At 73.9% G+C, this 19,174-nt stretch carries 16 protein-coding genes; 7 read left to right on the forward strand and 9 right to left on the reverse strand.

All coding sequences use genetic code 11. The annotated features are described in order from the left end of the window. Positions 1-89: 89 nt before the first annotated feature. Positions 90-959 (reverse strand): TIGR03619 family F420-dependent LLM class oxidoreductase, encoded by an 870-nt coding sequence (locus ACFYUV_RS47405; protein ID WP_387681803.1) that lies wholly within the window; start codon positions 957-959, stop codon positions 90-92. After that, complete coding sequence (locus ACFYUV_RS47410; protein ID WP_387681806.1) at positions 956-2,203, reverse strand: LLM class flavin-dependent oxidoreductase; 1,248 nt, start codon at positions 2,201-2,203, stop codon at positions 956-958. Before ACFYUV_RS47410 ends, ACFYUV_RS47405 begins: the two co-directional genes overlap by 4 nt. Positions 2,204-2,289: 86 nt before the next feature. Between ACFYUV_RS47410 and ACFYUV_RS47415 the strand changes: the two genes are divergently transcribed. The 3 genes from ACFYUV_RS47415 (at position 2,290) to ACFYUV_RS47425 (ending at position 7,089) form a co-directional block, all read left to right on the forward strand. Beyond that, positions 2,290-3,111: a TIGR03619 family F420-dependent LLM class oxidoreductase gene (locus ACFYUV_RS47415; RefSeq protein ID WP_387681809.1), complete on the forward strand. Its 822-nt coding sequence runs from the start codon at positions 2,290-2,292 to the stop codon at positions 3,109-3,111. A gap of 9 nt (positions 3,112-3,120) precedes the next feature. Beyond that, complete coding sequence (locus tag ACFYUV_RS47420) at positions 3,121-4,893, forward strand: protein kinase (RefSeq protein ID WP_387681812.1); 1,773 nt, start codon at positions 3,121-3,123, stop codon at positions 4,891-4,893. Positions 4,894-5,001: 108 nt separating this feature from the next. Further along, the gene (locus tag ACFYUV_RS47425) at positions 5,002-7,089 is read left to right on the forward strand and encodes a PASTA domain-containing protein (RefSeq protein WP_387681816.1); all 2,088 of its coding nucleotides are present in this window, start codon (positions 5,002-5,004) and stop codon (positions 7,087-7,089) included. Positions 7,090-7,180: 91 nt separating this feature from the next. On the opposite strand, the gene ACFYUV_RS47430 is transcribed toward ACFYUV_RS47425, so the two are convergent. After that, positions 7,181-7,702: a TetR family transcriptional regulator gene (locus ACFYUV_RS47430; protein WP_352362996.1), complete on the reverse strand. Its 522-nt coding sequence runs from the start codon at positions 7,700-7,702 to the stop codon at positions 7,181-7,183. A gap of 97 nt (positions 7,703-7,799) precedes the next feature. Between ACFYUV_RS47430 and ACFYUV_RS47435 the strand changes: the two genes are divergently transcribed. Next, positions 7,800-10,031 carry an MMPL family transporter gene (locus ACFYUV_RS47435; protein WP_387681819.1) on the forward strand — a complete coding sequence of 744 codons (2,232 nt, stop codon included), beginning with the start codon at positions 7,800-7,802 and terminating at the stop codon, positions 10,029-10,031. Positions 10,032-10,077: 46 nt separating this feature from the next. Here the strand turns inward: ACFYUV_RS47435 and ACFYUV_RS47440 are convergent, their stop codons facing one another. The 4 genes from ACFYUV_RS47440 to ACFYUV_RS47455 are packed head-to-tail and all read right to left on the reverse strand — an operon-like array spanning position 10,078 to position 12,700. Continuing rightward, positions 10,078-10,389, reverse strand: a complete 312-nt coding sequence (locus ACFYUV_RS47440; protein WP_387681822.1) for a hypothetical protein — start codon at positions 10,387-10,389, stop codon at positions 10,078-10,080. Between the two features lie 24 nt (positions 10,390-10,413). Continuing rightward, positions 10,414-11,079 (reverse strand): ArsR/SmtB family transcription factor, encoded by a 666-nt coding sequence (locus tag ACFYUV_RS47445; RefSeq protein WP_387681825.1) that lies wholly within the window; start codon positions 11,077-11,079, stop codon positions 10,414-10,416. Beyond that, positions 11,079-11,570: a cupin domain-containing protein gene (locus ACFYUV_RS47450; RefSeq protein WP_358298591.1), complete on the reverse strand. Its 492-nt coding sequence runs from the start codon at positions 11,568-11,570 to the stop codon at positions 11,079-11,081. The genes ACFYUV_RS47445 and ACFYUV_RS47450 overlap by 1 nt, the downstream gene beginning before the upstream one ends. A 41-nt stretch (positions 11,571-11,611) precedes the next feature. After that, entirely contained in the window at positions 11,612-12,700 is a 1,089-nt protein-coding gene (locus ACFYUV_RS47455) for an alcohol dehydrogenase catalytic domain-containing protein (RefSeq protein ID WP_387681827.1), read from the reverse strand. A gap of 129 nt (positions 12,701-12,829) precedes the next feature. Between ACFYUV_RS47455 and ACFYUV_RS47460 the strand changes: the two genes are divergently transcribed. The 3 genes from ACFYUV_RS47460 to ACFYUV_RS47470 are packed head-to-tail and all read left to right on the forward strand — an operon-like array spanning position 12,830 to position 17,460. Continuing rightward, positions 12,830-14,062: an ABC transporter substrate-binding protein gene (locus ACFYUV_RS47460; protein ID WP_358298587.1), complete on the forward strand. Its 1,233-nt coding sequence runs from the start codon at positions 12,830-12,832 to the stop codon at positions 14,060-14,062. Next, positions 14,059-16,719, forward strand: a complete 2,661-nt coding sequence (locus ACFYUV_RS47465) for an ATP-binding cassette domain-containing protein (RefSeq protein ID WP_387681831.1) — start codon at positions 14,059-14,061, stop codon at positions 16,717-16,719. Before ACFYUV_RS47460 ends, ACFYUV_RS47465 begins: the two co-directional genes overlap by 4 nt. Next, the gene (locus ACFYUV_RS47470) at positions 16,720-17,460 is read left to right on the forward strand and encodes an ABC transporter ATP-binding protein (RefSeq protein ID WP_387681834.1); all 741 of its coding nucleotides are present in this window, start codon (positions 16,720-16,722) and stop codon (positions 17,458-17,460) included. It begins immediately after the preceding gene. Here the strand turns inward: ACFYUV_RS47470 and ACFYUV_RS47475 are convergent. Then, positions 17,452-18,180: a dienelactone hydrolase family protein gene (locus ACFYUV_RS47475; protein ID WP_358298581.1), complete on the reverse strand. Its 729-nt coding sequence runs from the start codon at positions 18,178-18,180 to the stop codon at positions 17,452-17,454. The two genes, ACFYUV_RS47470 and ACFYUV_RS47475, sit on opposite strands and share 9 nt — an antisense overlap. A gap of 45 nt (positions 18,181-18,225) precedes the next feature. After that, positions 18,226-19,119 carry a LysR family transcriptional regulator gene (locus tag ACFYUV_RS47480; RefSeq protein WP_387681837.1) on the reverse strand — a complete coding sequence of 298 codons (894 nt, stop codon included), beginning with the start codon at positions 19,117-19,119 and terminating at the stop codon, positions 18,226-18,228. Positions 19,120-19,174: the final 55 nt, after the last annotated feature.

Genomic DNA, 19,174 nt, shown 5'->3' on the forward strand with positions numbered 1-19,174 from the left:
GGTTCCGGAGTTCTGGGGTTCCGGTTTCTGGAGGCCCGGGGTCCGGGGTCCGGTGGGCTGGTTTCTGGGGGGCCGGGCGGGGCGCGAGGTCAGAGCTTGGCGATGACCTCCTCGGCGAAGCGCTCCATCGTGGCGATCTTGAGGTCGAGGCTGTCCTCGCCGTACCGGGCCTTCTCCTCGGGGGTGGCCAGCCACCAGGGGGCGGCCATGGTGGCGGTCACGCCCTTGGCGGCGAGGCGGCGGTAGGTCTCGGCGTCCGGCAGCACGGCCAGCGGGGCGACGATGTCGAACGGGCCCGTCCTGCCGTTCTCGTCGAGGTGCCGGCGGAGGGTGTCGAGCACCGGGTCGAGCTGCTCCTCGGTGTAGATGCGGTTGCCCAGCCAGCCGTCGCCGAGGCGGGCGGCCCGGCGCAGCGCCGCCTCGCTGTCGCCGCCCACGTAGACGGGCACGGGCCCGGCCGGCGTGGGGGAGATCGACAGCGGCGGCAGGCCGTCCAGCTCGACGGTCTCGCCGGACCACAGGGCGCGCAGCGTGGGCAGCATCCGGTCGAGGCGGCGGCCCCGGGTGTGGAAGTCCTGGCCGGTGCCGGCGAACTCCTCCTCGCACCACCCCACCCCGACCCCGAACGTCACCCGTTCCCGCGACAGCACCGCCGCCGTGGAGACCAGCTTGGCCACGGTGAACAGGTCGCGGGCCGGGGCGATGTAGACGTTCGGCGAGAAGCGCAGCGTCGTGGTCGCCGTGGCCATCGCGCCGATCGTCACCCACACGTCGGGCCAGTGCGTCTCGGCGTTCCACCGGGGCGCGCCCGACCGCGAGTACGGGTACCGCGAGGCGAAGTCGGCGTAGAACAGGTGGTCCGACAGCGTGAAGGTGTCGAAGCCGCAGCGCTCGGCCGCCCGCGCCAGCTCCACGAACTGGTCGGTCGGGACGAACGAGGCCCCCAGCCACATCTTCATCGGAACTCCGGCGCGACCTTGGTGGCGAACATCTCCAGGTTCCGCTTGACCGTGTCCAGCGGGAGCACGCCCTGCTGTCCCTGCATGTACAGGCCGAACCACTCCAGGTCCGGCATGCGGTCGAGCATGCGCTGGATGCCGCGCTTGACGTCGTCCGGCGTGCCGAACAGGGCCATCTCCACGTCGTTCATGCGCTTGGCGTCGCCCTTCTCGGGGGAGATCGGCTTGTGCTTCTCGTCCTCCTTCTTGCGCAGCACCTCCAGGTAGCCGAAGGGGCCGAAGAAGGCGGCGAAGTCCTTGGGGATGCTGCGGCCGAAGGTGTTGATCGCCTCCTCGGTGGTGTCCGCGATGCCGACGATCTTCAGGATGCCGGTGTGCTCGCCCAGCTTGTAGTGGCGGCCCTGCCGGGCCGACTCCTCCTGGTAGAGCTTGGCCTTGGCGGCGTGGTCGTCGGGGTTGGGGGTGAACATCCACGGCAGGATGTCCTCCTGCGCGGCCCTGATCACCGACCGGTCGGAGATCGTGAACGGCTGCCACAACTCCGGATGCGGGTTCTGGTACGGCCGGGGGCAGACCGAGACGGCCTGGATCTTCCCGTCGTCGGAGACCTCGCCGGGCGCCCCGAACGTCTTGGTCCATTCCACCGCGGGCCAGCCCTCGATACCGTCGAAGGGGTATGGCACCTCGTAGTCCAGCACGTCGGACTTGTAGCGGAGGGTCTCCTGCGTCCAGGCCATCTTCATGATCTTCAGCACCTCGCCGAAGACGTCGAAGTTCCGCGTGTCCGAGGCCGAGCCGTCGGAGCGGGCGGCGGCGGCGTGCCAGCGCTGGCCGAGGACGTTCATCCAGCGGTTCTGGTAACCCCGGGCCACGCCGAGCCGCAGCCGGCCCTTGCTGAACTGGTCGAGCAGCGCCACGTCCTCGGCGGCCCTGATCGGGTCCCAGGCGGGCAGCACCATGCCGAGCGGGGCGAGCAGGATGCGCTCGGTCCGCGCGGCGAGGTCGGTGAGGAACATCAGCGGATTGACCGAGAACTCCATCCCCTCGGAGTGGAAGTGGTGCTCGGTCATCATCAGCGCGTCGAACCCGATCTGGTCGGCGTGGACGGCTATCTCCCGCACCTCGTGCAGCAGCCGCTGATACGACTCTGTGTCGCGTCCGATGGGACGCCGTGCCTTGGCGTTCTCCTCGGCCGCGTATCCAGAGCCTGGAATCTGCGGATTCAGGAAGATAGAGAACTTCACCGGGAACCTCTTTCCGCGGACGTCGCCTTGCAAGCTACCCTGGAAATCTTAGCCGAGCAATCGCTTGGTTGACATGAGGAGGCCGTATGAGGCTGGGTGTCACGATGTTCGCCACGGATCTGGCCATGCCGGTCCAGGACCTCGCGGCCGCGGCCGAGGAGCGCGGGTTCTACTCGCTCTACCTGCCCGAGCACACCCACATCCCGGTCAGTCGCCGCACGCCGCCCGCCGGCGGCCAGGCCGAGCTGCCCGAGGAGTACAAGCGCACCCTGGACCCGCTGGTCGCGCTCTCCTTCGCCGCCGCCGCGACCCGGCGGCTGCGCGTCGGCACCGGCATCCTGCTCGCCGCCCAGCGCGACCCGATCGTGACCGCCAAGGCCCTGGCCACGCTCGACCACCTGTCCGGCGGGCGCGTGGTGGTCGGCGTCGGGTTCGGCTGGAACGTCGAGGAGATCGAGAACCACGGCGTGCCGTACGGGCGGCGGCGCGAGGTCGCCCGGCGCAACGTGCTGGCCATGCGGGCCTTCTGGCGGGACGAGGTGGCCGCCGTCGAAGGGCTCGAACCGTCCTGGTCGTGGCCCAAGCCCGCGCACGACCTGCCCGTCTACCTCGGCGGGGCCGCCGGGCCGAAGCTGTTCGCGCACATCGCCGAGTACGGCGACGGCTGGATGCCCATCGGCGGCAAGGGCGTCAAGGACGCCCTGCCCGCGCTGCGCGAGGCGTGCGAGAAGGCCGGGCGGCCGATGGCCAGGGTGATCCCGTTCGGGACGCTGCCCACCAGGGAGAAGCTGGACTACTTCGCCGGGCTCGGCATCGAGGAGGCCGTGGCCACCCTGCCGAGCGGCCCGGCGGACGTCGTGCTGCGCGCCCTCGACGGCTACGCCGCGCTGCTGCAGGCGGTGTCATAATGACGCCCTATGTCCGAGCTGCGTGCTGATGATCCCCGACAGCTGGGGGAGTACCGGATTTCGCGCAGGCTCGGGCAGGGCGGCCAGGGCGTCGTCTTCCTCGGTCACTCGGCGGACGGGGGGCAGGTCGCGATCAAGCTGCTGCACGCGAGCGTGTCCAAGGACGCCGACGTGCGGCGCAGGTTCCTCGGCGAGGTGGAGGCGGTGCGCCGGGTCGCGGCCTTCTGCACCGCCCAGCTCCTCGACGCCGACCTCGACGGCGACCGGCCCTACCTGGTCAGCGAATACGTCGAAGGGCCCTCGCTGGGCGAGCACGTGATGGCCGGTGGGCCGCGGCGCGGCGGCTCGCTCGACCGGCTGGCCATCGGCACCGCCACCGCCCTGGGGGCGATCCACCGGGCGGGGGTCGTCCACCGGGACCTGAAGCCGGGCAACGTGCTGCTCAGCCTCGACGGGCCGCGCGTGATCGACTTCGGGGTGTCCCGGCTGATGGACGCCGCCGCCACCACGACCAGGTCGCCCATCGGCACGCCGGCCTACCTGTCGCCCGAGCGCATCAGCGGGGAGCCGGCGGGGCCGCCCGCGGACATGTGGGCGTGGGGGCTGACCGTGGCGTACACGGCCGGGGGGCGGCACGCGTACATGGCGGACACCTACCAGGAGGTCCTGGCCCGGATCCTGTACGGCAAGCCGGATCTGCGCGGGTTGTCGGGGCGGCTGCGGGAGATCGTGGAGGCGTGCCTGGCCCACGACCCGCGCGACCGTCCGGACGCCGAGGAGACGTTGCGCGCGCTGCTCGGCCAGGACGGCGGAACGGGCGACGTCCTGCCTTCCGGCGCCCAAGCCGCCGCCCCGGCCCCGCCGCCCCCCTTCCCGCATACCACCCCCACTCTCGACAGAACCCCCACCACCGCGCCCCGCCCCTCTCCGGAGGACGCGCCCGCCACAGTCCCATGGCCCTCTCCCGGGGGATCCCGCGCGCCCCGCCCCTCTCCGGAAGCGACGCCCCCCACAACCCCCTGGCCCTCCCCCGAAAGGCCCTCCGCCCACGCGCCCGGGAGAGCGCCCACCGCACCTCTCGAAGGGACGCCCGCCGTCGCGACGGGGGGAGCGGCCTCCCCTCCTCCTGTAGGGACGCCCGCCGTCGCGACGGGGGGAGCGGCCTCCCCTCCTCCTGTAGGGACGCCCGCCGTCGCGGCGGGGGGAGCGGCCTCCCCTCCCCCCGTAGGGACGTCCGCCGGCGCGGCCGGGGGACCCTCCTTCACTCCCCCCGAAGGGACGCCCGCCGGTGCGGGGCGCAGGTCGTGGCGGAGGTGGCAGGTGGTCGTGGCGGTGGCCGGGGTCGCGATGGGGGTCGCCGGTCTCGTGTTCTGGTTGCGCGCGTCCCAAGGACCCGGCCTGGACGGCCCCGGGAAGGGGACGGCCCAGCACAACCCCACCCCCACCACCGGGAAACCGGACGCGACGCGCGCCACCCTGGACGGCACCTGGACGGGATCGGCCGAGCACCCCACGGCCGGCCGGGTCTTCCCGGTCGAGCTGCGCCTGCGCGCCGACGGCGCATCCACCATGCGCTGGGGCGCCGACCTGCACTGTTCCGGCCGGCTCACCCCCACCAGGAGCGCCGTCGTGTTCGCCCTCGGCCAGGTCAAGGGCCAGGCGTGCCACGCCGGGACGGTCCGCATCGTCCCCTCGGACGACCCCAACCGGTTCCAGGTCAAGGTGACCCGGTCCGACACCGGCGCCGTCATGTACTCGGGCCGGCTCTCCCGCGCCTCCTGACCGGCTGTGTCACGGTCAGGCGGCGATTGCCGTGCACACTGTTGACTGAACGCCGCCCGTTGCCTTCAGTGGAGAGCAAGAAGGGGTGGCGGCGAGGGGAGGCGCCCCGTGCCGACGGCGCAGCCGCTGAGAACGGGGGACCCGCACAGACTCGGCGAGTACGAGCTCGCCGGGCGGCTGGGTGAAGGCGGACAGGGCGCGGTGTTCCTCGGTTCGCGAAGCGGCGAGAGGTACGCGGTCAAGCTGCTGCACGGGCCCGTGGGGGACGAGCAAGGGGCGTTCCTGCGGGAGGTGGAGCTGGCCAAGCATGTGGCGAGGTTCTGCACGGCCCAGGTGATCGACGCCGGGTTCGACGAGGGCCGGCCGTACATCGTGAGCGAGTACGTCGACGGGCCCTCGCTGCACCGGGAGGTCTCGCTGACCGGGCCGCGGCACGGCGGCGCGCTGGAGCGGCTGGCGGTCGGCACCGCGACCGCGCTGGCCGCGATCCACCGGGCGGGCATCGTGCACCGGGACTTCAAGCCGCAGAACGTGCTGCTCGGGCCCGACGGGCCGCGGGTGATCGACTTCGGCCTGGCCAGGGCGCTGGACGCAGCGGCCACGGTGACGAACAGGGGCGTGGGCACGCCGGCGTACATGGCTCCCGAGCAGATCACCGCCTCGGCCGTGACCGGGGCGGCCGACGTCTTCTCCTGGGGCGCGACGATGTGCTTCGCGGCCAACGCGAGCGCGCCGTTCGGGCAGGACTCGGTGGCGCCGGTGCTGCACCGCATCCTGACCGCGCCGCCCGAGCTGGGCCGGCTGGACGGGCGGCTGCGGGTGCTGGTCGCCGCCTGCCTGGACAAGGACGTCAGGAACCGGCCCTCCAGCAGGGAACTGCTGCTCGCGCTGCTCGGCGAGCCCGACGCGCCGGACTCCGGGGACGGCGACGTGCCGCTGGTCCCCGGGCAACGTCCGCCGGTGCCGCTGGCCGAGCCCGAGGTCACCGGCGTGGCCGGCGCCTACCACCTGCGCTCGCGGACGGGCGCCGGCCCGGAACCTCCCACGTCCACCGACCCGATGACCCCGCCGGGCCCGACGGCGCCGGTCGAGGCGCCCCCGCGAGGCCTGCGGACGCCGGACGAGGCGGGCCCGCCGGACGGCCCGAGGACGTCGGACGGCCTGCGGACGCGGGCCGGGACGGGCGGGCCGGACCGGCAGGGCCGGGGACGCGGGGCCGGGTGGGTGCAGGCGGTCGTGGCGGTGTGCGCGGCGCTGCTGGTGACCGCGGTCGTCCTCACCGTGATCGTGCCCGCGCTCAACGGCCACCGCTCCGGCCAGGCGTCCGTGCTGCCGCCGCACCCGCCCACCCCGGCGGGTTCGGCGCACGCCTCCTCGCGTCCGGGCGGGAAGCCGGCGGAGCGGCAGCGCGTTCCCACCGTCGCGCCCGCCGTCGACCCCACCGTCGCGCCCGCCGTCGACCCCACCGTCGAGCCCACCGGCGAACCCACGGGCGAACCGACCGGTGAGCCGACAGCCGGGCGGCCGGCGACGGTCGTGGTCCCGCCGCTGACCGGTCTGGGCCGGGCCGACGCGGTCAAGGCGCTCAAGCAGGCCGGGCTGACCGTCGGCGACGTCACCAGAACCGACTCGCCGCGGGAGATCGGCCAGGTGCTGGGCAGCCGTCCGGCGGCCGGCACGGTGGTGGGCCGGGGCGGCGCGGTCGCGCTGGAGGTGTCGGCGGGGGTGCCGGTGCCGTCCGTGATCGGACGGCAGCGCAAGGCGGCCGAGGCGGCGCTCACCGCCGCCGGGCTCGCGGCGGGAACGGTCACCCGGGCCTGCTCCGACCAGCCGGACGGCCAGGTCCTCGCGACGCGGCCGGAGGCCGGCGCGCGCCTGCCGGGCGGCGCGACGGTGGCGCTCACGGTGGCCCGCCAGGGTGTGGAGGTGCCGTCGGTGGTGGGTCGGCCCCGCGCCGACGGCCGGGCCGACCTGGTCGCGGCCGGCTTCACGGTACGGTCCCGCGCCCAGGTCGTGGACGACGACGCCAAGGCGGACACCGTCCTGAGCCAGAGCCTGACCCCGGGCACCTGTGCCGCGCCCGGCGACGTGGTGGTGATCACGGTCGGCGTCGCCGGCCAGTCCGGCGGCCCCGGCCCCGAGGAGCCCACGCAGACCCCGACCGGCCCCGCCACCGACCCCTCGACCGGCCTGTAGCCGCCGCCGACGCGCCCGCAAGCGGCGGGAAGGCGGCGGGGAAGCGGTGGGGAGGCGGTGGGGAGGCGGCGGGGAAGCGGTGGGGAAGCCGTCAGAAGGCCAGCGCGGACTCCAGCATGACCGCCGTGACCTGGTCCTCCGGCAGGTCCATGGTCTTGACCACGCCCCACTGCAGCGCCCCGAGCAGCGCCCAGCACCTGACCCTGGCCTCGGGACCCGGGTTCTCGCCGGCGAGCTTGGCGAAGATCTCGTCCCTGAACGTGCCGACGACCGCGCGCTCGGAGCCGGGCGGCTGGCTGTCGTCGGCCGCCAGGTCCTCCATGAACAGGCGGATCACCGCGCGGTGCCGCACCGCGAAGACGGCCAGGGCCTCGACGAACGCCTTGCGGTCGGGATGCTCGGTGTCGAGCAGCGTGATCATCTCGGCCGCGGCGGGGGAGAGCAGTTCGGAGGCCAGCCGGTCCTTGGGGTGGAAGTGGTAGGCGACGGCGGTCTTGGTCAGCCCGACCGCGGCGGCGATGTCGGCCAGCGAGGTGCCCGCGTAGCCGCGCTCGGCGAACAGCTCGCGCGCGGCCGCCAGGATCCGGGAGCGGGTGTCGTCGGGTGTGGTCATCGTCTCATTTCCCACGGGATCCGGAATTTCCGATGTCCTCCGTTTTATCGTAGTCCTGTACGACCGTACAGGACGGCCGTCGGGCAGGGGCGAGACGATGACGCGGTTTCTTGGTCGGCTGGGTGGCTGGTGCGCGCGGCACGGGCGGATCGTGCTGGCTTTATGGGTGGTCCTGGCCGCGGGCCTGATGGGGGCGAGCCTCGCGCTCGGCAGCCCGGTCAGCAACGACGCCTCCATCCCGGGCACCGACGCGCAGCGCGCGCACGACCTGATGAAGGAGGGCTTCGGCCCCGGCTACGCCACCGGCGGAACCGTGCAACTCCTCCTGTACTCCGCGGACGGCAAGCTCACCGACGAACCGCACAAGCAGGCCGTCGAGCGCTCGGTGGCCGCGATGCGCACGATGCCGCACGTCGTCCAGGTGGACACGCCCTACCGGATGGGCGGCATCGCCTCGAACCTGCAGATCGGCGTGATCACCGTCAAGATGCAGGGCAACGACCCCGACAAGGTGGGCGAGGACACCCAGGCCCTGTCCGACGCCGCGGCCCCGGCCAGGGACGCCGGGCTGGAAGTGGTGCCCGCCGCCGACTCCAACCCGGCGAGCAAGGAGATCAAGACCGGGCCGAGCGAGATCATCGGCGTGGTCTGCGCGCTGCTCGTGCTGGTCTTCGCGTTCGGGACGCTGGTCGCCGCGATGGTGCCGATCTTCGCCGCGCTGGTCAGCGTCGCGACCGGGCTCGGCGTGATCGGCCTGCTCGGCTACGTCGTGGACATGCCCAAGCAGGCCGGGATCATGTCCACGATGATCGGGCTCGGCGTCGGCATCGACTACGCGCTGTTCCTGCTGTCGCGCCACCGCAAGCTGCTGGCCGACGGCGTGCCGGTCGTGGAGTCCGTGCGCCGGACGGTTTCCAGCTCGGGCGGGGCCGTCGTGTTCGCCGGCGGCACCGTGATCATCGCGTTGAGCGCGCTGATGCTGGCCGGGTTCCCGCTGCTGAGCACGCTCGGCTGGGTGACCGGCATCTCCGTCGTCTTCGCCGTGCTGACCTCGGTCACGCTGGTGCCCGCCCTGCTCGGGCTGCTCGGCCACCGAGTCAACGCGCTCAAGGTGCCGCTGGTGCGCGGGCGGTCGTCCACCCGCGGCGGGGGCGCCGGCTGGGCCGGGCTCGGAGCGTGGGTGGCGCGCCGGCCGTGGCGGGTGCTGATCGGCAGCGTCCTCGTGCTCGGCGCGCTGGCCGCGCCCGCGCTCGCGCTGCAGCTGGGGCCCCTGGACGAGGGCTACGCGGCCAAGGACTCGGCCGGGCGGCGCGCGTACGAGCTGATGGCCACGGCTTTCGGCCCCGGCAGCAACGGCCCGCTGATCGTGGTCGCCGAGCTGCCGGAGAAGGTCTCCGGGGCCGGGGACGCCACCGTGAAGCGGCTCGCCGACGAGGTCGCCCGCGTCGACGGGGTCGCCCACGTGTCGGACCCGAAGGTCAACGCCTCCGGCCGCTCGGTGCTGCTCCAGACGATCAGCGACTACGCGCCGAGCGACCCGAAGGCCGCCGAGGTGGTCAGGGAGGTCAGGGCCATCTCGATCCCGGGCGTCCAGGTGCACGTCGGCGGCAAGGTGGCCGGGCTGACCGACGCCGGGGACCGCATGAACGAGCGCACCCCGCTGGTCATCGGCGTGGTCGTGCTGCTCAGCGCGCTGCTCCTGCTGTTCGCCTTCCGCGCGCCCGTCGTCGCGGTCAAGGCCGCCGTGATGAACCTGGTGTCGCTGGGCGCCGCGTTCGGCGCGCTGGCGCTGGTGTTCTCGATCGGCCTCGGCAGCGGCCTGGTCGGCATGGACGCCCCGATGGACGCCTCCTACCTCCAGACGCTGTTCTTCTCCGTGCCGATCGAGAGCTACGTGCCGCTGATGCTGTTCGCGGTGCTGTTCGGCCTGTCGATGGACTACGAGGTGTTCCTGCTCACGGCGGTGCGCCAGGCCCACGCCCGGCACGGCGACAACAGCCGGGCGGTGGCCGAGGGCCTCGGCTCGACCGGCCGGGTCATCACCTCGGCGGCCCTGATCATGGTGGCGGTGTTCGTGGCGTTCATCGCCTACCCGGACGCGATGGTCAAGACGTTCGGCGTCGGGCTGGCCGTGGCCATCGCGGTGGACGCGACCGTCATCCGCGGCTTCCTCGTGCCGGCCACGATGGTGCTGCTCGGCCGGGCGAACTGGTGGTGCCCGCGCTGGCTGGACCGGCTGCTGCCGAACCTGTCGGTCGAGGGCCACGAGGAGGACGAGCCGGAGCCGCGCCGCGAGCGCGCGCAGGAGCCGGTGGGCGCCGGGCGCTGACCCCGCCGGCGACCGGAAAGCCGGGGGCGTCGAGGTGGCAGGGCGGTCAGTCGGGGTCGTCGAGGTGGCAGGCCGGCACCCACCCGACGACGCCGGTGGCCGCGTCGGCGCCGTGGTGCCACAGGGTGCTGTCGAAGGCGTCGTCGCAGCGGAACAGCTCGTGCTCCTCCGACCGGTCGGAGTCGAAGCCGTCGCCGGGACGGCCCACGCCGAGCTGGGCCGCGCCGCCCTTCGGCTCGCTCCAGATGACCACCTCGCGGCTGCGGAAGTCGTAGCGGTAGCGGGCCTGCGCGGGCCCGGCGCCGCCGACGGTCACGACCGCGAGCAGGCCGGCCGCGACGGCTCCTCTGGCGAGCATGCGGACCTCCCTCACTGTGGGCGATTACCCGCTCACAGTACGCTCCCGCACGACCTCGTGCCCGGCACGCCGCCAGCCGATCAGGCCGCCGTCCAGCGGGCGGGCGTCGAGACCGCGCTCGCGCAGCAGGCGGGCGGCCTGCGGGGAGAGCACGCAGTACGGCCCGCCGCAGTAGGCCACGACCCGGGCGTCCGCGGGCAGCTCCGCCAGGCGGCCCGCCAGGTCGTCAAGGGGCACCGAGATCGCGCCCGGCACGTGCCCCTTGGCGTAGGCGGCGGCCGGCCGGACGTCGACGACCACCGTGCCGGGATCGGCCAGCCTGGCGGCCAGCTCGTCGGCCGTGACGCCGGACAGGTCGCCCAGGTGCTCCCGCACCGCCTCGCGCAGGCCGGACAGCCGGTCGTGGGCGAAACGCTGGAGGTCGCCCAGGAAGCGCGAGACCTGCTCGTCGGCCAGCCGGTAGCGGACCCGCGTGCCGTCCCGGCGGCTGGTCACCAGGTGGGCCGCGTGCAGGTGCTGGAGCTGGGCCGAGGTGTTCTTGAGCGGCACGCCGGCCGCCCGCGCCAGCTCCTCGACCGTGCGCTCGCCCTGGTCGAGCACGTCGAGCAGGCGCAGCCGCACCGGGCTGGCCAGCGCCTTGCCGACGCGGGCCAGCTGCCGGTAGACGGGCTCCTCGGGGAAATCCGCCATCAGACCGCGTACTGGTCGTGGCGCAGCCAGAGTTCGGTCCACTCCTCGGGGGTGAGCTCGCGGCCGCTGTGGGTGATCTCGGCCAGCTCCTCGAAGTACGCCTCGCGCGGCGCGCCCGGCGTGAAGAGCACCAGCATCGAGGCCGGCTCGCCCGAGGCGTTGCGGAAGGCGTGCACGCCGCCCTCGGGCACGTGCAGGAAGTCGCCGGGGCGGCCGTCGGCCCACTTGTCGCCGTCGTAGAGCTGGACGGTGCCGGTCAGCACGTAGAACGACTCGGTGATGGTGCGGTGGAAGTGCGGGGACGCGCCGCCGGGACGCGGGCCCATCTCCCAGCGGTAAAGGCCGTAGGCGCCGTTCGTCGAGCCGCCCGTGCCCAGGTAGTGGACGCGGGTGCCGGTCGCCATCGACAGGTCGGGGCCGTTGTCCGCCGGTCGCAGGGTGGCGCTGATCTCGCCGGTCTCGCCGAGGTAGCGCTGCTGGGGGTACGACATGGGACAACCTCCACTATTCCAAAGAAAATGAGAATAGCGCCTCAGAACGTGATGACCGTGCGGGCGACCGTCCCCTGGCGGACGTGGGCGACGGCCTCGTTGATCTGGTCGAGGGGGAGGCGTTCGGTGATCAGGCCGTCGAGGTCGAGGCGGCCGCGGAGGTACTGGGCGGCCAGCATGGGCAGGTCGCGGTGCGGCGCGGCGTCGCCGCCCTGGGTGCCCATGAGGCGGCGGGAGGAGAACAGCAGGCCGGTGTCCAGCGCCATGGGGTGGCCCTGGGGCGGGCTGCCGACCATGACCGTGGTCCCGCCCGGCTGGGTGGCGGCGAAGGCGTCCGCCAGCACGCCGGGGACGCCGGTCGCGTCGAAGGCGTAGTCGACGCCGCCGCGGACCAGCGCGCTCACCTGGCGGGGCAGGTCGCCGGCGGTGAGCAGGTGGGTGGCCCCGAAGCGCTCGGCCAGCTTGAGCTTCCCCTCGGCCACGTCCGCGGCGATGATCGTGGTGGCGCCGGCGAGCACCGCGCCCTGGATGACGTTGAGCCCCACGCCGCCGCAGCCGACCACCAGGACCGAGGCGCCCGGCGGCACCTCGGCCACGTTCAGCACGGCGCCCACGCCGGTGACCACGCCGCAGGCCAGCAGGCACATGGCGGCGAAGGGCGCGTCCTGGGCGATCTTGACGCACATGGCCTCGGCGACCACCGCGTACTCGGCGAACGAGCCGATGCCGATGAAGCGGCGGGTCTCCCGGCCGTCGAGGGTGACCCTGGGCGGGCCGCCCATGATGGTCGGCAGCCGCTGCGGGCCCGAGCACAGGTGGAAGCGGCCGGAGCCGCACTGGCGGCAGCGCCCGCAGGGGCCGCTCATGGCGATGATGACGTGGTCGTCCGGCCTGACGGAGGTGACGCCCGCGCCGACGCTCTCCACCACGCCCGCGCTCTCGTGCCCCAGGATGAACGGCGGCGCGCCCACCACCGGGCTCTTGCCGTCGATGGCCTTGAGGTCGGAGCCGCACACGCCCGAGGCCCTGATCCGGACGCGCACCTCGCCGGGGCCGGGGTCGTCGATCTCGACGTCGCGGATCTCCATGGGGGCGTGGAACCCGGTCAGCACGGCCGCGCGCATCAGCATGGGCCCACGCTAGCCCGGCGCGCCGTCTGCGAGCAAGCGGTTGCTCGGTAGGCCGTTGACACCCCCTTCCGGCAAATCTACGCTCAGCGAAACCAAGCGAGCGCTAGGCCGAGTCGCGAGGAGAACAACATGGTACGGCGGGGCGCGGCGGCGCTCACCCTGACTCTGCTCGTCGCCGGCTGCGCGGCCCAGCAGACCGGCGCGGCCCAGTCGGGCGCGGGAGTGACGGACACCACGATCAAGATCGGCGGCGTGCTGACCAAGACCAGCGCGAGCGGCTACTCGACCAGGGACGCGGAGATCGGGGCGAAGGCCAGGTTCGCCCGCGCCAACGCCGAGGGCGGCGTGCACGGCCGGAAGATCGACTTCATCGGCGCCGAGGACGACGCCCAGGACGCGGCCAAGGGCGACGCGGCGGCCAAGAAACTCGTCCAGAAGGACCAGGTGTTCGCCCTGGTCCCGGTGCACGCCCCGAACTTCGGCGGCGCGGCCTTCCTCGAACAGCAGGGCGTCCCCTGGTTCGGCTGGGCCACCGGGCCGCAGTGGTGCGGCACCAGGACCGGGTTCGGCTACAACGGCTGCCTGGCCCCCAAACAGGGCGCCGGCTCCCAGACGTGGTGGGGCAGGCAGATGGCCGACCTGCTCGGCGGCGCCGCCGGCAAGAGCGTCTACGTGCAGACCAGCGACTCCAGCGGCAGCAAGTACGGCGGCACGACCATCTCCCAGTCGTTCACCGCGGCCGGGTTCGAGCTGGCCGGCGTGAACTCCGGCCTGCCGGCCGCCGCCCCGCCCCCCGACTGGCTCCCGTACGTCAACAAGATCATGACCTCGGACGGCGGCAAGGCCCCCGACGTCGTCGTCTCGGTGATCGCCGGCACCAAGTTCAACGTCGGGCTCTACGCGGCGCTCAAGCGGGCCGGGTACAAGGGCGTGCTCACCGACGCCACCAGCTACGACCTGGCCATCCTCAAGGACCCGGCCGGCGCGCAGGCGCTCGACGGCGTGATCGCCGCGCCCATGTTCGAGCCGTTCGAGTCGCCGGCGCCCGAGATCGCCCAGCTCAAGAAGGACGTCGAGCAGGTCGCCCCCGGCACCGCGCTCACCCAGCACCTGGCGATCGGCTACTGGGCCGCCGACATCTTCCTCGACGTCCTCAAGCGCACCGGCAAGGACCTGACCAGGGAGAAGTTCCTGGCCACCGCCAACGGCGACTACGTCTACGAGAACCCCGGGTTCGGCCGCATCCGCTACCCGCGCGACCACAGCGAGCCGAACGGCTGCGGCGCCCTGGTCAAGCTGGAGGGCGGGGCCTTCCAGGTGGCCAGGAGGATGGCCTGCTTCGACAACGTGCCGCTGAAATGATCCTCCAGTACGTGCTCAGCGGCCTGGTCACCGGGGCCGTCTTCGCGATCATGGGCTCCGGCCTGACCTTGTCGTACGCGGCGACCGGGGTGTTCAACTTCGCCCACGGCGCCGTCGGCTTCCTGGCCGCCCTGGTGTTCTACGAGCTCACCGCCGCCGCCGGGTTGCCCGCCTGGCTGTCGGCGGTGGTGGCGGCCGGGCTGTTCGCGCCCGCGCTCGGCTACCTGCTGCACCGGGCCATGTTCCGCGGGCTCGCCCAGGCGGGGGAGACCGCGCAGATCGTCGCCACCATCGGGCTCACGATCGCGCTGCCCGCGCTCGGTCTGCTGGCCGTGGAGCTGGCCGGGCTGCCCGCCACGGACGCCACCTCGCTGCCGCGCGGCGTCGGACCCCATCCGGCCGTGTCGTTCGACCCGCTCGGCGTGCGGCTGGACACCGACCAGCTCATCACCTTCGCCTTCTCGGCCGTCGCGGCGGCGGGGTTGTGGGCGTTCCTGCGGCACACGCCGTACGGGCTGCGCATGCGCGCCTCCGTGGACCGCCGCCGCCTGGCCACGCTCCGGGGCATCGACGCCGACGCCACCTCGGCGCTGGCCTGGATGCTCGGGTCGGGGCTCGCCGGGCTGGCCGGGGTGCTGGCGGCGCCGGTGCTCGGTCTGGACGCGACGGCGTACACGGTGCTGCTGTTCGCCTCGGCGACGGCGGCGGTGTTCGGGCGGCTGCGCTCGATCCCCTGGACGTTCGCCGCCGGGCTCGCGCTCGGCGTCGTGCAGAACCTGGTCGCCGGGTACACCGACTTCCTGGAGGAGGTCACCGGGCTGCGCACGGCCGTGCCGGTGATCCTGCTGTTCGCCGGGCTGCTGCTGCTGAACCGGTCGCGGGAGCGGGTGGCGGGCAGCGCCGCCGAGGACGTCCCGCCGCCCGACCACCTGGCCGGGGTGCCGGCCTGGCGCAGGCGGCTGCCGTGGGCGGCGGGCCTGGCCGCGCTGGCGGTCTTCGCCCTGCTCGGGCCGGAGTACTACGTGGGCGTCGCGGCCCAGGGGCTGGTGCTGGCGCTGATCTTCTGCTCGTTCGTGGTGGTGACCGGGGTCGGCGGCATGGTGAACCTGGCGCAGGCCGCCTTCGCCGCCATGGCGGCGCTGACCTGCGGGTGGGCGTTCGCCTCCGGGCTGCCGTTCGTCGTGGCGATCCTGCTCGGGGTGGCCGCCGCGGGGGCCGTCGGGCTGGTCGTGGCGCTGCCGGCGCTGCGGCTGGGCGGCCGGGTGCTGACGCTGGCCACGCTGGCCCTGGCGCTGCTGGCCGACCAGGTGCTGTTCCAGGTGGACGCCTTCAGCAACGGGACCATCGGATGGGCGCTGCCGGCGCTCGGGCTCGGCTTCGCCGACACCTCCGACCCGCGGGTGCGGGTGGCCGTGCTGCTGGCGCTGATCGGGCTGGTGGCGCTGCTGGTGCGCAACCTGGAGCGGTCGGCGTCGGGGCGGGCCGTCCTCGCCGTGCGGTCGGCGCCCGCGGCGGCCGTCACCTCCGGGCTGTCCGCGCCGCGGGCCAAGATCGTGCTGTTCGTGCTGGCGTCGGCGATCGCCGGGCTCGGCGGGGTGCTGTTCGCGATCTCCAAGGGGTCGGTCACGGCCACCGACCTGCCGGCGTTCGCCGGGTTCGTCTGGCTGGCCGTGGTGGTGCTGCAGGGCGTGCGCAGGATCGGCGGGGCGGTGCTCGGCGGGCTGGTCGCGGTGGCCGTGCCCGAACTGCTGGCGACCTGGGACGTGTCCGCGCACGTCGGGTCGATCCTGTTCGGCGCGGGCGGCATGATCCTGGCCCGGCATCCGGACGGCGTGCTCACCCAGCTCGCCGAGGCCCGCCATCGCCGCCGCGCCCGCCGCCTTCCCGCCGCTCCTTCCGGCGCTTTTCCCACCGCTTCTTCCACCGTTCCTTCCGGCACGCCTGCCGCGCTACCGGCCGGGGGCGGCGGGTCCGGCGGGTCGCTGTTCGTGCTGGAGGACGTCGTGGCGGGCTACGCCGACTGCACCGTGCTGCGCGGGGTGCGGCTGGAGGTGCGGCCCGGCGAGGTGGTGGCGCTGCTCGGCGCGAACGGCGCGGGCAAGTCCACCGCGTGCGCCGTCGCCGCCGGGGACCTGCCGGTGACCGGCGGCCGGATCCTGCTCGACGGCGTGGACGTCACCGCCTGGCCGGCGCACCGGCGGGCGCGCGCCGGCGTCCTGCTGGCCCCCGAAGGGCGGGGCGTCTTCCCCGGGCTCACCGTGGAGGAGAACCTGCGCACCTGGCTGGACGATCCGGAGCCGGTCTACCGGCGCCTGCCGCAGCTCGCGGCCCGCCGTACGGTGGCCGCGGGCGCGCTGTCTGGCGGCGAGCAGCAGCTCCTCACGCTGGCCCCGGCCCTGGTGCGCCCGCCGCGGGTGCTGATCGCCGACGAGCCCTCGCTCGGCCTGGCCCCGCTCGTGGTGCGGCAGGTGTTCGACGTCTTCGCCGAGCTGCGCGACCGGGGCGTGGCGCTGCTGCTGGTCGAGGAGAAGGCGACCGAGGCGCTGGCCGTCGCCGACCGGGTCGCGTTCATGCGGCTGGGCGCCGTCACCTGGACGGGCCCCTGCTCGGAGGTGGACGGCGACCGGCTGACCGCCGCCTACCTGGGGGTGAGGTGAATGCTGGCGGTGCAGGGCGTGTCCGTGGCCTTCGGCGGCGTCAGGGCGCTGGACGGCGTCTCGTTCGAGGCCGCGCCCGGCCAGGTCTGCGGCGTGATCGGGCCGAACGGCGCGGGCAAGACCACGCTGTTCGACGTGGTGTCCGGGCTGCGCAGGCCGGTCGCGGGCCGGGTCACGCTGGACGGGCGCGACCTGACCGGCGTGTCCGCGCTCCGGCGGGCCAGGGCCGGCGTGCGCAGGACGTTCCAGCGCACGCAGGTGTTCGGCCGGCTCACCGTGGCCCAGAACGTGCTGGCCGCGCTCGACTGGCACGGCGGTGGCGGCGGACTGGCCGCCGACCTGGCCGGGTGGCCGGGCCGGCGGCGGATCGAGCGCGAGCGCGGCGCGCGCGTGGCCGAGGTGCTCGACCTGTGCGGGCTCACCCCGCTGCGCGACGCGTACGCCGCCGCGCTGCCGGTCGGGCAGCGCCGGATGGTCGAGCTGGCCCGTGCCCTCGCGGACCGTCCGCGGCTCCTGCTGCTGGACGAGCCGACCTCCGGCCTGGACGCCGCCCAGACCGCCCGGCTGGGCGAGGTCGTCAGGGCTCTGGACACCACCGTGCTGCTGGTCGAGCACGACATGGGCTTCGTCATGGAGATCTGCGACCGGATCGTCGTCCTGGACCTGGGCAGGGTCATCGCGTCCGGGACGCCGGCGCGGGTCAGGGACGATCCGGTGGTGCGGGCCGCGTACCTAGGCTGAGTGCCGTTCGGTGAAGGACAGGATGCGGCGCCAGGCGTCCTGGCAGATGTCCTCCCACTCCTTGAACGAACGGTCGAAGAAGGAGTGGGGCGCGCCCTCGTAGACGTGGGTCTCGTGCTCGGTGCCCACCCGGTCCAGCGCCGCGGTGTAGGCGTCGAACTCTTCCGGGCTCGACACCTTGTCCGCGCCGCCCCTGAGCAGCAGCAGCGGCGCGCCGGGGCCGGTCGTCGGCTCGTCGATGAAGCGCAGCGCGCCGTAGAAGCCGATGCTCCCGGCCAGGCCGTTGCCCTCCGCGCCCTGACGCCACGACAGGGCGCCGCCCATGCAGAAGCCGACCGTGAACACCGGGCCGCCGGCGGCCAGCTCGGCGGTCGCCGCCGCCGCGTCGGCCTGCACCTGGTCGAGCTTGAGCTGGTCGACGTGGGGCATGTAGTCGAAGTCGTCACCCCGGTCGTCGGTCCCGGCGGTGCGGCCGAAGTAGTCGATCGCGATCGTGCGGAACCCGGCCTCGGCGAAGCGCACCGCGAGGTCGCGGTAGAACGGGTGCAGGCCGCGCACGTCCGGCATGATCACCACGCCACGGCCGTTCGGCTCGGCCGGGTCGGCCCGGTAGGCCATGAAGCGGGTGCCGTCGGCTGAGGTCAGGGTGATCTGCTCGTGCGCCGCCACCTCGCCCCGGATCGGCGGGGCGGGCGGCCGGCTGTCGGTGGAATGACACATGTGCCCAGCATGCCCAAGGTGATCGCCCGTCATCCACCTTCGTCCTCAGTACGGCGGCGCCGCCCGGAACGCCGCCAGCAGGTGGGCCCGCACCCGCCCCACGGCCGGCCTGGCCGGCGCCCCCGACCGTACGGCCAGGTAGCCGGTGTTGATCGGCGGCTCCGCCGGCTCGGCCAGCACGACCAGCGTGCCCTCGGCCAGGTCGCGCCGGCACAGGTACGCGGGCAGGACGGAGACGCCCATGCCGGCCCGCACCGCGCTCAGCACGCCGCGCAGGTCCGGGATGACGACCTGCGCGGCCATCGACGGCCGCCGCCCGAAGACGGCCCGCCAGTAGCGGCGCACGATGGGCAGGTCCTCGGCGTAGGCCACCACGGGCACCGCGGCCAGCTCCTTGGGCCCGACCCGGCCGGGCGGCAGCGCGCGGGCCACGGACGGCGCCGCCACCAGGACGAACTCCTCGTCGTAGACCGGGTCCGCCCGGATGCCGCGCACCCGGGGCCGGATCGTGGACAGCACCAGGTCGAGCCGTCCGGCGGCGAGGTCGGCCAGCAGGTCGTCGGCCAGGCCGAGGGTGGTGCGCAGGCGCAGCCCGTCGCGGACGAGCGGGGCGAGCATCGGCATGACCTCCTCGCACAGGAACTCGGCCGGGCCGCCCAGGTGCACGGCCTCGTCCGAGGGCAGCTCCGAGCCGGCCACCTCCTCCAGCGCGTCGAGGGCCGGGGCCACCCGGCGGGCCAGCTCGTCGGCGGCGGGGGTGGGCGCGACGCCGCGCGGCAGCCGGTCGAACAGCGGCCGGTCGAGCGTCGCCTCCAGCGTCTTGACCTGGGCGGTCACCGCGGGTTGCGAGAGGCCGAGCGTCTGCGCGGCGGCGGTGATGGAGCCGGTCCTGTGGACGGCGAGGAAGGTCCGCAGCAGGTCCAGCGAGAGAGACGACATATCAGCATTCTGATGCCACGACCGACATTTCGCTATTTGTGGCTGATGGGCCTTC

The organism is Nonomuraea sp. NPDC003560 (assembly GCF_042878785.1).
In the GTDB taxonomy this organism is placed as follows: domain Bacteria; phylum Actinomycetota; class Actinomycetes; order Streptosporangiales; family Streptosporangiaceae; genus Nonomuraea.

Bases quoted from the DNA above. Each gene is read 5' to 3' on its own strand.
- ACFYUV_RS47405 (WP_387681803.1), bottom strand. From the start codon at position 959: ATGAAGATGTGGCTGGGGGCCTCGTTCGTCCCGACCGACCAGTTCGTG.
- ACFYUV_RS47415 (WP_387681809.1), top strand. From the start codon at position 2,290: ATGAGGCTGGGTGTCACGATGTTCGCCACGGATCTGGCCATGCCGGTC.
- ACFYUV_RS47420 (WP_387681812.1), top strand. From the start codon at position 3,121: ATGTCCGAGCTGCGTGCTGATGATCCCCGACAGCTGGGGGAGTACCGG.
- ACFYUV_RS47430 (WP_352362996.1), bottom strand. From the start codon at position 7,702: ATGACCACACCCGACGACACCCGCTCCCGGATCCTGGCGGCCGCGCGC.
- ACFYUV_RS47435 (WP_387681819.1), top strand. From the start codon at position 7,800: ATGACGCGGTTTCTTGGTCGGCTGGGTGGCTGGTGCGCGCGGCACGGG.
- ACFYUV_RS47440 (WP_387681822.1), bottom strand. From the start codon at position 10,389: ATGCTCGCCAGAGGAGCCGTCGCGGCCGGCCTGCTCGCGGTCGTGACC.
- ACFYUV_RS47445 (WP_387681825.1), bottom strand. From the start codon at position 11,079: ATGGCGGATTTCCCCGAGGAGCCCGTCTACCGGCAGCTGGCCCGCGTC.
- ACFYUV_RS47450 (WP_358298591.1), bottom strand. From the start codon at position 11,570: ATGTCGTACCCCCAGCAGCGCTACCTCGGCGAGACCGGCGAGATCAGC.
- ACFYUV_RS47455 (WP_387681827.1), bottom strand. From the start codon at position 12,700: ATGCTGATGCGCGCGGCCGTGCTGACCGGGTTCCACGCCCCCATGGAG.
- ACFYUV_RS47460 (WP_358298587.1), top strand. From the start codon at position 12,830: ATGGTACGGCGGGGCGCGGCGGCGCTCACCCTGACTCTGCTCGTCGCC.
- ACFYUV_RS47465 (WP_387681831.1), top strand. From the start codon at position 14,059: ATGATCCTCCAGTACGTGCTCAGCGGCCTGGTCACCGGGGCCGTCTTC.
- ACFYUV_RS47470 (WP_387681834.1), top strand. From the start codon at position 16,720: ATGCTGGCGGTGCAGGGCGTGTCCGTGGCCTTCGGCGGCGTCAGGGCG.
- ACFYUV_RS47475 (WP_358298581.1), bottom strand. From the start codon at position 18,180: ATGTGTCATTCCACCGACAGCCGGCCGCCCGCCCCGCCGATCCGGGGC.
- ACFYUV_RS47480 (WP_387681837.1), bottom strand. From the start codon at position 19,119: ATGTCGTCTCTCTCGCTGGACCTGCTGCGGACCTTCCTCGCCGTCCAC.